16 protein-coding genes are annotated in these 14,429 nt (G+C 56.5%); 13 read left to right on the top strand and 3 right to left on the bottom strand.

The features are described 5' to 3' along the window. The first annotated feature begins 8 nt into the window (after positions 1-8). Positions 9-809 (top strand): YdcF family protein, encoded by an 801-nt coding sequence (locus tag H2515_RS03920; protein ID WP_198660945.1) that lies wholly within the window; start codon positions 9-11, stop codon positions 807-809. A gap of 33 nt (positions 810-842) precedes the next feature. On the opposite strand, the gene H2515_RS03915 is transcribed toward H2515_RS03920, so the two are convergent. Beyond that, positions 843-1,931, bottom strand: coding sequence for a L,D-transpeptidase family protein (locus tag H2515_RS03915; protein WP_198660944.1), 1,089 nt, complete (start codon positions 1,929-1,931; stop codon positions 843-845). A 114-nt stretch (positions 1,932-2,045) separates the two neighbouring features. Here H2515_RS03915 and H2515_RS03910 point away from each other — a divergent pair, with 114 nt between their 5' ends. The 10 genes from H2515_RS03910 (at position 2,046) to H2515_RS03865 (ending at position 11,195) form a co-directional block, all read left to right on the top strand. After that, positions 2,046-2,477, top strand: coding sequence for a hypothetical protein (locus tag H2515_RS03910; protein WP_198660943.1), 432 nt, complete (start codon positions 2,046-2,048; stop codon positions 2,475-2,477). An 81-nt stretch (positions 2,478-2,558) separates the two neighbouring features. Beyond that, positions 2,559-4,049 carry a hypothetical protein gene (locus H2515_RS03905; RefSeq protein ID WP_198660942.1) on the top strand — a complete coding sequence of 497 codons (1,491 nt, stop codon included), beginning with the start codon at positions 2,559-2,561 and terminating at the stop codon, positions 4,047-4,049. 9 nt (positions 4,050-4,058) lie between these two features. Continuing rightward, positions 4,059-5,222 carry a hypothetical protein gene (locus H2515_RS03900; protein ID WP_035192282.1) on the top strand — a complete coding sequence of 388 codons (1,164 nt, stop codon included), beginning with the start codon at positions 4,059-4,061 and terminating at the stop codon, positions 5,220-5,222. A 53-nt stretch (positions 5,223-5,275) separates the two neighbouring features. Next, a complete protein-coding gene (locus tag H2515_RS03895; protein ID WP_035192283.1) occupies positions 5,276-5,842 on the top strand; it encodes a GTP-binding protein in 567 nt (188 codons plus the stop codon). Further along, positions 5,839-6,477, top strand: coding sequence for a roadblock/LC7 domain-containing protein (locus H2515_RS03890; RefSeq protein WP_035192284.1), 639 nt, complete (start codon positions 5,839-5,841; stop codon positions 6,475-6,477). The genes H2515_RS03895 and H2515_RS03890 overlap by 4 nt, the downstream gene beginning before the upstream one ends. 46 nt (positions 6,478-6,523) lie before the next feature. Beyond that, the gene (locus H2515_RS03885) at positions 6,524-6,886 is read left to right on the top strand and encodes a roadblock/LC7 domain-containing protein (protein WP_035192285.1); all 363 of its coding nucleotides are present in this window, start codon (positions 6,524-6,526) and stop codon (positions 6,884-6,886) included. 89 nt (positions 6,887-6,975) lie between these two features. Next, a complete protein-coding gene (gene glyQ, locus H2515_RS03880; protein ID WP_198660941.1) occupies positions 6,976-7,860 on the top strand; it encodes a glycine--tRNA ligase subunit alpha in 885 nt (294 codons plus the stop codon). Continuing rightward, positions 7,847-9,931, top strand: coding sequence for a glycine--tRNA ligase subunit beta (gene glyS, locus H2515_RS03875; RefSeq protein WP_198660940.1), 2,085 nt, complete (start codon positions 7,847-7,849; stop codon positions 9,929-9,931). Before glyQ ends, glyS begins: the two co-directional genes overlap by 14 nt. Further along, positions 9,931-10,470, top strand: coding sequence for a D-glycero-beta-D-manno-heptose 1,7-bisphosphate 7-phosphatase (gene gmhB, locus H2515_RS03870; RefSeq protein WP_014029857.1), 540 nt, complete (start codon positions 9,931-9,933; stop codon positions 10,468-10,470). The genes glyS and gmhB overlap by 1 nt, the downstream gene beginning before the upstream one ends. Further along, positions 10,467-11,195 carry a lysophospholipid acyltransferase family protein gene (locus H2515_RS03865; protein ID WP_014029858.1) on the top strand — a complete coding sequence of 243 codons (729 nt, stop codon included), beginning with the start codon at positions 10,467-10,469 and terminating at the stop codon, positions 11,193-11,195. Before gmhB ends, H2515_RS03865 begins: the two co-directional genes overlap by 4 nt. Here H2515_RS03865 and H2515_RS03860 read toward each other — a convergent pair. Both H2515_RS03860 and H2515_RS03855 read right to left on the bottom strand, forming a co-directional pair. Continuing rightward, positions 11,143-12,051, bottom strand: a complete 909-nt coding sequence (locus tag H2515_RS03860) for an ATP-grasp domain-containing protein (protein ID WP_198660939.1) — start codon at positions 12,049-12,051, stop codon at positions 11,143-11,145. The two genes, H2515_RS03865 and H2515_RS03860, sit on opposite strands and share 53 nt — an antisense overlap. A 3-nt stretch (positions 12,052-12,054) precedes the next feature. Then, complete coding sequence (locus H2515_RS03855; RefSeq protein WP_035192291.1) at positions 12,055-12,375, bottom strand: hypothetical protein; 321 nt, start codon at positions 12,373-12,375, stop codon at positions 12,055-12,057. 199 nt (positions 12,376-12,574) lie between these two features. On the opposite strand from H2515_RS03855, the gene H2515_RS03850 reads away from it, so the two are divergent. Together H2515_RS03850 and H2515_RS03845 are read left to right on the top strand one after the other, a co-directional pair. Next, a complete protein-coding gene (locus H2515_RS03850; protein ID WP_198660938.1) occupies positions 12,575-13,921 on the top strand; it encodes a heterodisulfide reductase-related iron-sulfur binding cluster in 1,347 nt (448 codons plus the stop codon). Positions 13,922-14,102: 181 nt separating this feature from the next. Further along, entirely contained in the window at positions 14,103-14,405 is a 303-nt protein-coding gene (locus H2515_RS03845; RefSeq protein WP_198660937.1) for a hypothetical protein, read from the top strand. Positions 14,406-14,429: the final 24 nt, after the last annotated feature.

Here is a 14,429-nt window from a genome sequence, read left to right as displayed (position 1 = left end):
GAGGAGGCATGTTGCTGCGCTACACCACCGTACTTACCCTGGCCTCAGCGTTGCTGCAGCCGCCCGGTCTTTTATTGGTCCTCGCCGCCATCGGCTGGTTGGCAGAAACCATGGGGTGGCGTTATTTCGGGCGAGTGCTCATTCTGCTCACCCTGGGTAGCCTTTATTTTTTCTCTACCGCTGTCGGTGCCAAGCTCCTCCTCCTGCCGCTGGAAGATCGTTACCCCCCACTCACAAACCCCGTGGGCAACAGTGAAACGCCCGGAGCAATTGTGGTGCTGGGCGGCGGCGAGGTCATGCGGTCCCCGGAATCTACCCAAGAGACCGCGAATGCGCGCACGCTCGTGCGCCTGATGGCCGCCGCCCAACTGGCCAAACAAACCGGACTCCCCATAATTCCCAGCGGCGGAGCACCGCGACTGGGCGCCCCGCCCGAGGCGGTCACCATGGAGCACATCCTGCGCCAGGATTTAGGCGTACAAAGCACTATCTGGCCGGAAACCCAATCCTACAATACCGCAGCTAACGCCGCAGACAGCGCGGCATTGCTGGCCGGGCACCATATCCGCCAAGTATACCTGGTGACCTCTGCATTGCACATGCCACGGGCGGTCGTCTGGTTCCGCCACGCTGGCTTGAACGTGATCCCCGTTCCCACCGATTACCGTCTGGATCGGGTGAGCGGACTCCGGCTGGATAGCTGGCTGCCGCGGGCCATTTATCTGGAAATCAGCAGCGAGGCGAGTCACGAGTACCTCGGGCTGTTTTGGCTCTGGATTCAGGAGCAAGGGATCGGGGGTGGTCACTAGTAGACCCTCCACCCCCGAGGAGAAAATGATGTTCTACGGCTTCTGATCGGGGAAAGTCACCTGGACGTGCAGATGTTCCTGATTGGTGGCGCTCGCCAAAGACAATGGCGGCGGCACCGCGGCGCCGTTCGCCGATGGACCGTAAGGTGCGTATGCGTAAGGCGTTGCGGGAAGTGCGGCAGACAGTGTTTTATAGCTCGGCGCGTTGACCCCGATGGGGAGTGCCACGGTGTTATGCTCCGCCACGATACGCCGGACCGCGGCCCAATCAATATCCTGATTGATGTGATTCTGCACCATAAAAGACTTGATCGTCATAACAGCACGCTGTAAATCCGGGATGCCTTTCTGGTGATAGGCATGCATCGGCTTGTATGACTGCAGATAGACTTGCTCATCACGTACGCCCACGAGGTTGGGCTGATCAATGATCCGCACCGGGGTACCCACCGGAACCATGGGGAAAAGTTGCGCGACATTCTCCGGGAACATCTGAAAACAGCCCTGACTGGCCCGCATACCAACACCCCAGGGGTGGTAAGTACCATGAATGAAGATGCCAGAGAGCCCGGTCTCCATCGCCAGTTCACCCATGGGGTTTTCTGCACCTGGTGGCCAGTACCACGGGATATCCATATGGAATTTCTTCTCGAACCACGCGTGGATATTTTTGGGGACGTTCCATGCGGGCATTTTAAACTTGGCAATAATCTGCGTGGCCGTCAAACGCTCCTTCCAGCCCGGCAAAAAGACACCAACAGGATAAGTGTATACCACCCGGTCATTCGTCGGAAAATAGTAAATTCGCCGTGCCGGAATATCCACGACGATCCCGGTCCATGGCTTCGGCGGCAAAACATACTCGGCCGGGATAACCACCTTGCTGGCCTGACCAGGGAGCCAGGGGTTAATGCCGGGGTTGGCCGCCGTCACCTGATTGTAACCCAGGTCGTAGAAACGCCCGATATCCAGAAGCGTATCATCGCTATGAGTGGTTATTGCCTTAAGCGCTCCAACAACATTACCCTGAGCGGGCAAAGCATAGACACCGGCATCTGCCACCGTCGCACCATACCCCATGAAGGCTGCCAGGCACCAGACACCTAACTGTTTTCGCATCATTATATTTTCCTGTTTGCGGCACATTAAGAAAAAGCAAAAAACGCCATCCACCGCACGCGCGCATTGGCAGCGTCCGGCATTACCGTCATAATCATAAGGTAAAAGGAGGCGTGTATGGAATCACCACACCTGATATTCTTGAAAAGTGTAGTAAACAATAAACCTGCTTCCAGAGAGAAATTACGCGATGCGCTACATCGTCTCGATCATATGCTAACTGATCTGACTAACGATCTGCGCGTGACTTACGGGGGTCCCTACGTCGGTCTGAATCATACGCCGCGGCAACACCAGATCTGTGTCGCCGAACAGCAGTGGTCACTACAGGAGCGCGGCTGGGGGGTCGCGATTTGCACGAGCCATCCTGTGCATGGATGGCGTGCCGAATGGCGACTGGCCACCGTAAGTCGTGAGCGCCTCCCCCTCGTCGTCAACGCATTACCCGCATTATTTGCGGGTTACGCGGCTGCGGTGGATGCCTCTTCGGCTGCAAGTCGTCCCAGCACGAGGCGCATCCATGAAATTGCCGAGCTCTTCGCACATTGACAGCACCATTAAAACGCCTATCTACAAGGCTAACGGCGGCAAAGAAGCAAAACCGCGTCCATCCTGAAGCGAGATTCCTGCATGGAATTACCCATCGGTAGTCTGATCATTATAGCTTTCCTCATAGCCATGGTCATCTTGACCGGATTATGGAAGGTGTTGCGCGGGCAAAAACTCCTCAACGCCTCAAGCACGCTACGCAATGCCCGCGTGCACAGCGGGAGTCAGGCACCACAAGCAACTCCAGCCATTAAAACCGGTCCAGCCAACGATATGCCGGAGACAAGTTCCTTTGTACAGGTCAATGAAACCAGCATTCTTGACGAGGTGGAGATTTATCTTTCCTATGGCCACCTTGAACAGGCTGCCACGTCCCTGAGCTGGTACGTGGATCACAACCCCGACAATATTCAGCAGATGCGCCGACTGTTGTCGATCTATCGTGAAATTTCTGACATTGATCACTTCGCTGAACTTTTAGAAAAGCTCAATGATTCTGGTGCCATCCCTGGCACAGAAGCCCAGGATCTTGTTTTGGAAGGATTAAAGCTGGATCCACAAAACCTGCAATTGCGGGTAACTGCAGAAAATTTAGGGGTGAACAGCGCGCAAATCGCCGCGGTCGTCACACACGCCCTGCATGCGCCGCAATCTGCGATATCTTCCTCACTCGTAAGTGCACAGAGAGCGTTGCAGCAAGCCATCGTCAACCCGGAACCGCTGGATCTTCTGTCTGGATTCGTTGTGAAACCCGGGCAGTCATCGAGCGGAGCTTCGAAAAACGGCGCTCCGGACGCAGGTGTCATGCTGCTGACCGGGTCCGAAGACCTCACGCCGCTGGCTGAGGAAGAATATGAGGTGGTGGCCGGGCTGATTTCGCCCATCAGTGCCGCACGTCACCTGCTGACGTGTCGCCAATATTCTGAGGCCGAGCGCCTGTTACGCCGTAACCTTATTCTCGATCCGCGCAAACTCATCCTCCAGGTTACCCTTTTGGAGATGCTTTACATCCAGCGGCGATGCACCGCCTATGCTGAATCCCTCCTTCAGCTCTATATTACATTGTGGGGCGCAGGTAGCGACTTGCGGACGCGATTGCTGCACCGTGGGCAGCGGCTGGGTAAGCATGACCTGTGGAACTCCCTTGCCGAGAGTGACGGAGAAGAAAATACTCTTGCAGAACTGGCCGAGCAGTACGGACTTTATCTGCCGATCACTGCCATACCACTGAGCAGCCCACCACTGGTAACAGAAGAGATTCGCCGCGATCATCAGATCACCCCGAAGGACAGTGAGGACAGCCTTATCAAAGAATGCAACCTGCTTTTGGAGTATGGGCAGGTAGATGAAGCCGTAGATCTTCTGGAGAAAGCCGCATTAGCTCAACCGGACCATAGCGTTTATTACGGACCGCTCCTCGAAATGTATGAACGGATGGACGCCCGCGAGCGCTTTTCCCAATTCATCCAATCGATTCTTACAATGGATACGCAGCCCAATGAAGACATCATGCGCCAAATGTTCAGCCTTGCTGAACGCCTCCAGCGCCACCCGCAACGACAGATCATTTAGGATTTGATCATGACGAAAAACCCCTCTAATAGCGACAGCATTCTCGTTCGCAGCATCGGGATGGATGCACGCAAAGAAGCCGTCTTCCGTATGGCTTTCAAAATGTTTACCCGACGCCATTATCAACTGCTGGATACCGGTGGCACACAAACACCTGCAGTGACCATTATTGATGTGGATGGTGCGGAGGGTATGGCTATCGCTCATCGATTGCATAGCGAACAACCGGAACAACGTATCCTCCTGACGAGTGTTTCCCCGCAAGCCGATAGTGTGTTCCCGGTGTTGCAGAAACCTGTACGTATGGAAACCCTGTTTCCAGCGCTGGAGTCGTTGCTGAATGGTAGCCCCGCACCTGGAAAACCAGCAGGAAGAAGCGGTGCCACGGTCATGCCTATTCGGCCCGAGGTCACGATCCCCGCGCTGTCCGCCGCCGTTGTCCCATCGCCCACCGCCGCAAACCCGCCTGCTCCCAAACCCGTCACGGCGCCAGCCGCTACGCCACGTCACACTCCGGTTCTGCGCCCTGAAGAAATACGTCATTTCAACCCTCAGGCCGGTCTACTGGGACTTTTACAGATGATCCGGCGCGATCAGTCGTCGGTCGTTATTGTGGATGATCAACAACGGATCCTTCTACAATTAGATCCGATAGCTGATCAGGCCATCTTGCTGACGGACGATGAACATCTCAAATCGCTGGCGCGAGAAGAGCACCCGCGGCTACAAATGCGTGCCCCCAACAACACCGACGTCCCCCCTCATACATCCACACGGCATCTCACTCTTCAGTCTCTGCTCTGGCAAATGGGTGCATGGACAGCTGATGGACGTCTCAGCCAACAGCTACAGATCAACGCCCCGGTACAATTGAAGCAATGGCCCAATCTGACGCGACTTACCATGCTGCCTGACGCACTGCGTTTAGCAGCTTTTCTTGCCCGTTCGCCGGCATCTCCGGCATTGACGGTGAAGATGCTACGCATTGAGCCTCATAATCTCTTCAATTTTCTTGCCGCCGCAGACAGCTTAGGGCTGTTGCGCTACAACGCGGCAGAGAATCCCGACAACCGCATCCAGCCAATGATGCCTAATGCGCCAACGGTTGCAGAAATACCCGCGGCCAAAAGAAGCTTCTTGGGCCGTCTCCTTGCCCGCATTTCAGGGCTGTAAAATGCAAATGCAAAGAGTACTTGGCCAAAAATTATATTGAAGGAGCCAACGTTGTGAGAGAAGACAATAAAATCATCTTTACCGGTCCTGTTGGTGTAGGCAAAACAACGGCCATTTCAGCATTATCAGACATTCCAATTATCTCCACCGATGCCCAAGCTTCGGATATGACACTAAACCGCAAGGGTCACACCACCGTGGCGATGGATTATGGCGTCCTTAAGCTGGATGAGGGCACTAAAATTCACCTGTATGGCACCCCTGGTCAAGAGCGTTTCGACTTCATGTGGGACATTCTCACCACTGGTGGTCTGGGTCTCATCTTGATGCTGGACAACACCCGCCCTAACCCGAAAAAAGATCTGCACTTTTTTCTCCATGCCTTCAAAGATTTTATTGTAAACGTTCCCGTAGTCATCGGAGTTTCAAAAACGGATATCCAGGCACAGCCCCGGATAGCAGACTATGCCAGCATGCTCCCGGAAGTAATCGCTGATCTGCGGATGCTTAATCCCATCCCACCAATTTTCGAAGTAGATGGTCGTAACAAGGACGACGTTAAAAATCTGGTTATGGCACTTCTTTATTCCATCGATCCCGGGATCGGGGATCAATCATGAGCATCGAACTGGTCGCCACCAGCGCTGATCTCTATGGTGAAGTGACACCAGCCGGGGCTTTTTACGCAACATCCAGTCCCGATCAGGAAGGAAACCGGGCAATTCTTTTATATATTTTGCGAGAAGGACACCGAGCCCCCTTCAGCATCAAGGCCGCACAGCGTTGGACCCAGGCGGCAAACGCAGAGGAAGCTCTACGCAGCATTTTCCGCCTGCAACGACTGGGGTTGTTACGGGGCACTGAGCATCCACGTCAGCAAGAAGATAAACGTCTGGAAGATGCGTTACCGCCCCTCCTCGCGCAACTTTCGGATGTACACAAGACACTCCTCGCCGACGAAAATGGCTTTTATCTCGCCGCAGCCGGCTACACCCATGAAGCCGCAGAAGAACTCGCCGGACTTTCCGCAGACTTACTCTCCTTACAGGCCAGGCATGGCCGTTTGCTGAAAAACAACCTGCGTATCAACACTGAGACCTGGGGACTGCTCGATCCTGCCGGACGCTCTGAGCTGGGGTTCTGGCCATTATTTATCGGTCAACAACGTTTCATGCTTGTGGTCAGCGGTACGCCTCGCCTGCAGGATCAATCCTTCGTTACGCTGGTACAAGATCTAGGCAATCGCTATTTCTAAAAAATAACCATTTTCATACACTTATCAAGTCATCAGGAGAATAAAAATGCGTGAAGAAATGCTCAAGTCCGTCCTCAGCGATCTGAACGGGTCTTCTGCGGACATCGAGGCCTCAGCCGTAATTTCTACCGACGGACTCACTATCGCCTCACTGCTTTCTTCCACCATGGACGAAGACCGGGTCGGTGCCATGGCGGCGGCGATGCTTTCCCTGGGCGACCGCACTGCCATAGAACTGGCACGAGGCGAGTTGGAACAGGTCATGATCAAGGGCGATAACGGCTATGTCCTGCTTATTCACGCTGGCCCGGATGCCGTTCTTACCGTCATTGCGCGCAAAGAAGCGAAGCTTGGACTGGTATTCCTCGACGCGAAGCGGGGGGCATTGGGGATTGCCGAACTACTTTGAGGCCAGTCGCGGCGTGCAGACAGACGGGCACCCTTCACAGAGCAGGCTGCGTTGGGTCATAATGCGCGAAACTTCTGCCAGAGATCCGTATGACCTTCCAGGAAATCATCCAGCGGCTGCAAGGCTTCTGGGCCGGTCAGGGCTGCGTTTTGCTCCAGCCCATGGACATGCCCGTCGGTGCCGGCACCTTCCACCCTGCCACTTTCTTGCGGGCCATCGGCCCCGAGCCATGGCGAGCCGCCTATGTGCAGCCCTCCCGGCGTCCCACGGATGGCCGTTACGGAAACAATCCCAATCGTCTTCAGCACTACTATCAGTTTCAGGCGGTGCTCAAACCTAGTCCATTGAACCTGCAAGAACTCTACCTCGAATCGCTGGCGACCCTCGGCATTGATTCCCGGGTACAAGATATCCGATTTGTGGAAGATGACTGGGAGTCACCGACCCTGGGTGCCTGGGGACTGGGCTGGGAAGTCTGGTTGAATGGAATGGAAGTCACCCAGTTCACCTATTTCCAGCAGGTGGGCGGCCTGGATTGTCATCCCGTGATGGGGGAAGTCACTTATGGTCTGGAGCGACTAGCCATGTATCTGCAAGGCGTAGAGAGTGTTTATGATCTCGTGTGGACCCCCGGCGTACTCTACGGAGATGTGTTTCATCAGAACGAAGTGGAGCAATCCCGCTATAATTTTGAGCTGGCACCGGTAGAAGACCTCTTCCAGCGCTTCGATCAGGCAGAAAAAGACTGCCGCGCGTTACTGGCGGCGCATCTCCCCCTGCCCGCCTACGAACGGGTGCTAGACTGCTCCCACACCTTCAACCTGCTGGATGCCCGCCATGCCATCGGCGTCAACGAGCGCGCTCGATTCATCGGCCGCGTCCGTACCCTCGCCCGTGGCGTCGCCGAGAACTATGCCGAAGCGCGTGCTGCCCTCGGCCATCCCTTACTGCGGAGCCAAGATGTCAGCGACTGAAGATCTCCTGCTGGAATTGGGTTGTGAAGAATTGCCAGCGCGGGAACAAATGCCTCTGCAAGATGCAGCGACCGAGATCGTGGGCCAATTACTCGACAAAGCCGGGTTGCAGTATGGAAGCATCCGCAGCTATGTCACTCCGCGACGTCTCGCTCTCTGGATTAAAGACGTGTCCCGGCAGAGTCTACCGCAGGAAACCCTGCGCCGTGGTCCGCCTGTAGAGCGCGCCCGTGATGCGCAGGGCAAACCCACGGCGGCAGCAGAAGGCTTTGCCCGTTCCTGCGAGGTCGGCGTTGATGATCTGCTCACGCTGGAGACGGACAAGGGTCCCGTCCTTGCTTGGCGGGAAGTCGGCGCGGCCCAAGATAGTCATATCCTGTTACCCGCGATCGCCAGCAAACTGGTAGCCAGCTTGCCCCTGCGCAAACGTATGCATTGGGGGGCACGTTCTGATACTTTCCTGCGTCCGGTGCGCTGGCTTTTGCTGCTTCAGGGCCAGCAGGTGCTGAACTGGAATGTTTTTGGCTTGGATGCTGGTGGAGAAAGCTTCGGGCACCGCGTCCATCATCCCCAGTCGGTTCAGATTATCAACCCCGCCGATTACGCCGAGTCTTTACTACAGGCAAAGGTGATGGTGGACTTTGCAGAACGTCGCGCGCACATCGCCCGCAAAATAGTAGCTTTAGCTCGTGAGATGGCCGTCAACCCCATCCTGCCAGATGCCTTGCTGGACGAGATCACCGGACTCAATGAATGGCCGGTTATTCTCGCGGGCAGTTTCGCCGAGGACTATCTGCGGGTACCGGAAGAAGCGCTGATTACGGTCATGATGCAGCACCAGCGTTATATCCCCCTGCGCGGCCAGGATGGGTGTCTGGTGCCCCATTATCTGTTCGCGGCCAACCTGCATAGCCTGGATGCGCAGGTCGTCATCAACGGGAATAACCGGGTACTGCGCGCCCGACTGGCCGACGCTGCATTCTTCTGGGATCAGGATCGCCAGGTCTCCTTGCAGACGCGACGGGGCGCACTCGCCGGAGTACTGTTTCAGGACGGCCTCGGCAGCATTTTCGACAAAACCACGCGTCTGCAGGCACTTGCGGCAGCCCTCGCGCCGCACTTTGCGGTGAATGCAGGCGACATGGACCGTGCCGCTGCGCTTTGCAAAAGTGACCTGCTCAGCGGTCTGGTAGGCGAGTTCCCGGAACTGCAGGGCATCATGGGCGGCCACTATGCCCGACATGACGACGAAAATATCCGTGTTGCCACAGCCATCGCCCAGCATTACATGCCCAGTGGTCGCGATGATGAAATTCCGGCAGAGGCGCACGGACAGTGTCTGGCCATCGCCGACAAACTGGACACCCTCTGCGGCTTTTTCGCCATCGGCAAAGTGCCCACCGGTGACCGCGACCCCTTCGCCCTGCGCCGCGCCGCACTGGGGGTGCTGCGCATTGTGCTGGATGCTCGGGTGCCCCTGAATCTGGACACAGCGATAACTAGTACGCTGACCGCTTACGGCAGTACTTTTGCCAAGAATAGAACAGAGACGCGGACTGCAGTGCTCGACTTCTTTCAGGATCGGATGCGTGTCTATTTTCGGGAAGAGGGCTTTCGTGCCGACCAGATCGCCGCCGTGCTCAGCCGCCAACCCCACGAGCCACTGGATGCGCGCCAGCGTCTTGAGGCCCTCGCCCTTTTCCAGGCTGAGCATGCGTCGGCGGATGCTCTGGCAGCGCTGATCAAACGAATCAACAATCTATTACGCAAGGAAACCCTCTGCGCCGACTGGCAAGTAGACCCGCAGCATTTTGCGGATCCCGCAGAGCGCGCACTGTGGGAACACTGGCAAGTCTTGGCGCAACCCGTTCATGTGCAGCTCGCAAAACGCCAATATGCCGCCACGTTAGACCTGCTCGCGGGCTTACGTCCCTCGGTCGATCAATTTTTTGATGCGGTCATGGTCCTTGCTGAAGAACCTGTACTCCGCCAGAACCGTCTCGCCCTGCTTGCCCAACTCCAGGAGGCGTTTCTGCGCATCGCCGACTTTTCGCAGTTACAGGGGGTCTGATGGGGCAACTGGTGATCCTTGATCGTGACGGTGTCATCAACGAGGACAGTAGCGCCTTTATCAAATCTCCCGCCGAGTGGCGCCCTATTCCGGGCAGTCTAGAGGCTATTGCGCGGCTGAACCGCGCCGGCTACCAGGTGGTGGTAGCCACCAATCAGTCCGGTGTGGGTCGGGGGCTTTTCGATATCCGTACCCTGACCGCTATTCATCGGCGTATGCGTCAGGAACTCGCTGCCGTAGGCGGTCGGATAGATGCCATTTTCTTCTGTCCCCATACTCCGGAAGCAGAATGCGCGTGTCGCAAACCGGCGCCCGGCCTGCTTCGCGAGATACAGGAGCGCCTGCAGATCTCGCTGGAACAGGTTCCCGCCATCGGTGACAGTATGCGCGATATGGTCGCCGCGCGTGCAGCCGGTGCACAGCCCATGCTGGTGCTGACGGGCAAAGGCCAAAGCATGCGTTTGGCAGCGGAAGCGGCGGGCGTCTCCGTTTTTGCGGATCTTAACGCGGCGGTACACGCCATTCTCGGCATTCCGTGATACGTACCATTCGCAGCAGCTTGTTCTACATTGGTTTTACGATCTGGACCCTGGTCTGGGCCTTTTTCAGCCTGGTCGTCACCCTGTTGCCGCTGACAGCGCGGGTCTGGACCAGTCGTTTATGGGCACGTACTGGCGTCGGTTGGCTCCATTGGAGTTGTGGCCTGCGTTATCGGGTTTGCGGCCTCGCCAACATTCCCGCCACGCCCTGCGTCATCGTCGCCAACCATCAATCGGCACTGGAAACACTGCTCCTCTGGTGCATCTTCCCACGACTCTCCTATGTACTGAAAAAGGAACTCCTCCGTATCCCGGTGATTGGCTGGGGCCTGCATCTGTCCTGGCCCATCGGTATCGACCGCGACGCTGGCAGACAGGCCTTAGTGGAGGTGATTGAAGAAGGCAAAGCCCGCCTGGCGGCAGGCTTTAACGTAGTGATCTTCCCGGAAGGCACCCGCCACCCCTGCGGCGAGGTTGGTCCTTTCAGCAGCACGGCCGCTGGCCTGGCCATTCGCGCTCAGGTTCCGCTTCTGCCCATCGCCGTGAATAGCGGGTGCTTCTGGCCACGCGCAGATTGGCGCAAATGGCCGGGGGTGGTTGAGGTGCAGATCGGCCCCGCACTAGCCCCCGCAGGTAAAGCCGCAGCCCTCAACCAGCAAGCGCAAGACTGGATTACAACGGCGGTTGCAGAGATGGGGACAGGGCCTGCTGTAAAAGCGCTTTAACCAAAGTACCGGCGATATCCTGACCCGTGATTCCTTCGATACCTTCCAAGCTGGGGACGGGATTTACTTCCAGTACCATGGGCTGCTGATCTTCCGCCAGCATGATATCCACCCCGGCAAAACCCAGACCTAGTGCAGACGCCGACAGGCGGGCAATGGCGGCAAAATCTTCCGGCAAATCCGGCAGCGCCGACGCCCGGCCCCCGCAATGCAGGTTGCTGCGAAAATCCTCAGTAGAAGCCTCCCTGCGCATGGCCGCAATCACCTTGCCGAAGAGGACGATCATCCGAAAATCCTGACGCCCTGGAAGAAAGCGCTGAACCATCGCTTCGTGTTGCAGATGAAGAAAGGTGTCCAGCATCCCCCGTGCCGCTATATCCGTCTCCGCCAGACTGACGCCCACCCCCTGGGAACCACTGAGCAGTTTGTGTACCAAGGGCGTACCCACGGCAGACACTGCCAGATCACGCTGCTCCATCTGCGTGAAATAGGCCGTCTTCGGCACCGCAACACCCGCGGCAACCAGGACCTGCAAAGAAGCAAACTTGTCGCGGGACAACTCCAACGATTCCGCACTGTTGAGGCAGCAGCTGCCTTCCCCCGCAAAAAAACGGAGCAGGCGTGACCCTAAGTGCGTCAGCGGACCACCTACTCGCGGAATCACCGCGGTGCAGGGCGCCAAAAGAGCGGACCTGTAGTAAAGCCGCGCCTCGGTATTATCTAACATCAGCAAGCAATGCTCAGGCTGAAGCAAAACGGGTTCTGCGCCCGCCGCGGCAACCGCATCCAGCAGGCGACGGGTCGAGTACAACCCGGTATGATGCGAGAGAATCGCAATGCGGGGCAGCGCTGGCATAACTTAAGGAATATCCTCACGAAAATTCAGCAGTGGCAATTCACCATGGGCAATGGAGCGCTCAATGAATCCAGCGCGACCGGGCGCGCGCTGTTCCAGTGCCGCCCGCGACAGGGCAGATTCACCCCCAATCGCGGCAAAAAGCACTTCCAGCTCCCAGGGATCCACCCGCAACGTCCCGAAGGGATTATCCCGCGTCGCAGGTCGCCAAAACAGGTTCGGCAACCATCCTTTACTGCACACTGCCGGAGCCAGATACAATGCGCGACAACGTTCGGCAATCTCCCCCGGTGCCGGAATCTGCGTCAGTCCCAAGTTTCCCATAATATCACATCCATTTGTTTTTATGTGCATAAGTGCACCTGTAACCCATCCGAAGACATAAACACAAAACACTACCCACAATAAATAATTGTATAGCCATTTACTTGGCAACGGAATTATTGTGGAGCACAATAGTCAACTACTTGGGTACGTGTAAAACATATTCGCAGCAAGTGGCCTAACGGCCAAGGAGACCATCATGAGCGACAACAGCACGCAGCAGGGCGTAGCGGGTCACGGCGCTTTTTTTCAGGATACGAATCTTTCGGCGAACGAAGCTGAGGCGGCTACGGCCTGGGTGCGTAATCATGTTGACCGGCGCACGGTGGACCTGGGTGAGCGGATGGACGACATCCGTGATCACATGTGGCAACTGGAGAAGGAAGGCGAGATCATCGTCCACCGTATCACCGACGAACATAAGGCCGTCGAAGTGGACACGTTGTTTGGCTGGAAAAAACGGGTTCCGACCAACAATCTCTGGCATCACAAAAGCTGTGGTCAGTGCGGCAATATCCCCGGCTACCCCACCAGTCTCATGTGGTTCATGAATCACCTGGGGGTCGATTACCTGGACGAAACCGATCAGACCTCCTGCACCGCCTGGAACTACCACGGTTCCGGCATCGGCAACGTTGAATCTCTCGCCGCCGTTTTCCTGCGCAATTTCCATCAGGCCTATGTCTCCGGCAAGCAGCACGGTTTTGAGAATGGCCACTTCTTCCCTCTGGTCCACTGCGGCACTTCCTTCGGCAATTACAAGGAAATCCGCAAGTATCTGATCGAATCCGCTGAACTGCGCGAAAAGGTCAAGAAGATTCTGGGCAAACTTGGGCGTCTGGTCGACGGCAAGATCGTCATCCCCGAAGAAGTGGTGCACTACAGTGAATGGCTGCACGTTATGCGTCACCGCATTGCCTCGGAGATGCAGGTGGTCGACATGAGCAATATTCGCGTCACCGTCCATGCCGCCTGTCATTACTACAAGATGGTGCAGGAAGACGCCGTGTATGACAACACGGTGCTCGGCGGCAATCGCACAGCGGTCGGCACCTCCGTCGCGCAGGCCCTGGGTGCGCAGGTTATCGACTACTCCACCTGGTACGACTGCTGTGGCTTTGGTTTCCGCCACATCATTTCCGAGCGCGAGTTCACCCGCAGCTTTTCCATGAATCGCAAGATCAAGGTAGCCCGGGAAGAAGCCAAGGCCGACGTCATGATCGGCATCGACACCGGCTGCATCACCACGCTGGACAAGAACCAGTGGATCGGCAAGGCGCACGACATGAATTACTCCATGCCGATCATCGCCGACGTGCAACTCGCGGCCCTGGCCTGTGGCGCCGATCCCTTCAAAATCGTCCAGTTGCAGTGGCACGCTTCACCCTGTGAAGACCTGGTCGAAAAAATGGGCATCAGCTGGGATAAAGCCAAGGCCGGCTTCCAGGAATATCTCAAACAGGTGGAACAGGGTAATGTGGAATACCTCTACAACCCCGAACTCGCCACCAATCAAAATATTAATATGAAGAAGGCTTCCGCCTGATTCAGATGGATGCGCGAAATAACTCCGCCTAGTGCGGAGTTATTTATTTCCCCCGGAATCTATCCGGGCATGAAATACTTCAATCCACAAAAACCTCCCCTTCCGGCACATTTTTCGAGTATGCTTAAGCACACTCGCCAACACAGGCGATGGCTTTATCCGTTTAAACAGGAGGATGACAGTGGACCCCAAGGCCCTCAATACCCGTTGTGTAGAACTCTTTCAGAATCCCAATGTGCGCCTGCGCCTGTGGAATGCGCGGATGTTCTGGCAGGTTGGCAATCAGATGAATGTCGCACCGGCCGCGCTCACCGATCCCAAAGTAGACACCTGTGAGCTGGAAGTCATGCTCAGCGCCGCTGCGTTGACGGATTCCCAGTGTGCCGCAGAACTGGACAAGCGCGAGCCGGGCCGCGCCGCCTTCATTCAACGCCAGATTCGGGAAGGTATGCGCCCCCTCCTGCGTTCGGTCCATCCGGCTTAAGACAGCGCCCCGCTTCACCGGGTA

Source organism: Acidithiobacillus ferrivorans, assembly GCF_016250455.1.
Classification (GTDB): domain Bacteria; phylum Pseudomonadota; class Gammaproteobacteria; order Acidithiobacillales; family Acidithiobacillaceae; genus Acidithiobacillus; species Acidithiobacillus ferrivorans.
The sequence above is the reverse complement of the archived record's forward strand: the minus strand, read 5'-3'. Positions and strand labels throughout refer to the sequence as shown.

Coding starts and splice junctions, on each gene's coding strand:
- H2515_RS03855 (WP_035192291.1), bottom strand. CDS start 12,375: ATGGGAAACTTGGGACTGACGCAGATTCCGGCACCGGGGGAGATTGCC.
- H2515_RS03885 (WP_035192285.1), top strand. CDS start 6,524: ATGCGTGAAGAAATGCTCAAGTCCGTCCTCAGCGATCTGAACGGGTCT.
- H2515_RS03900 (WP_035192282.1), top strand. CDS start 4,059: ATGACGAAAAACCCCTCTAATAGCGACAGCATTCTCGTTCGCAGCATC.
- H2515_RS03850 (WP_198660938.1), top strand. CDS start 12,575: ATGAGCGACAACAGCACGCAGCAGGGCGTAGCGGGTCACGGCGCTTTT.
- H2515_RS03890 (WP_035192284.1), top strand. CDS start 5,839: ATGAGCATCGAACTGGTCGCCACCAGCGCTGATCTCTATGGTGAAGTG.
- H2515_RS03915 (WP_198660944.1), bottom strand. CDS start 1,931: ATGATGCGAAAACAGTTAGGTGTCTGGTGCCTGGCAGCCTTCATGGGG.
- H2515_RS03905 (WP_198660942.1), top strand. CDS start 2,559: ATGGAATTACCCATCGGTAGTCTGATCATTATAGCTTTCCTCATAGCC.
- glyQ (WP_198660941.1), top strand. CDS start 6,976: ATGACCTTCCAGGAAATCATCCAGCGGCTGCAAGGCTTCTGGGCCGGT.
- H2515_RS03860 (WP_198660939.1), bottom strand. CDS start 12,051: ATGCCAGCGCTGCCCCGCATTGCGATTCTCTCGCATCATACCGGGTTG.
- glyS (WP_198660940.1), top strand. CDS start 7,847: ATGTCAGCGACTGAAGATCTCCTGCTGGAATTGGGTTGTGAAGAATTG.
- H2515_RS03920 (WP_198660945.1), top strand. CDS start 9: ATGTTGCTGCGCTACACCACCGTACTTACCCTGGCCTCAGCGTTGCTG.
- H2515_RS03910 (WP_198660943.1), top strand. CDS start 2,046: ATGGAATCACCACACCTGATATTCTTGAAAAGTGTAGTAAACAATAAA.
- gmhB (WP_014029857.1), top strand. CDS start 9,931: ATGGGGCAACTGGTGATCCTTGATCGTGACGGTGTCATCAACGAGGAC.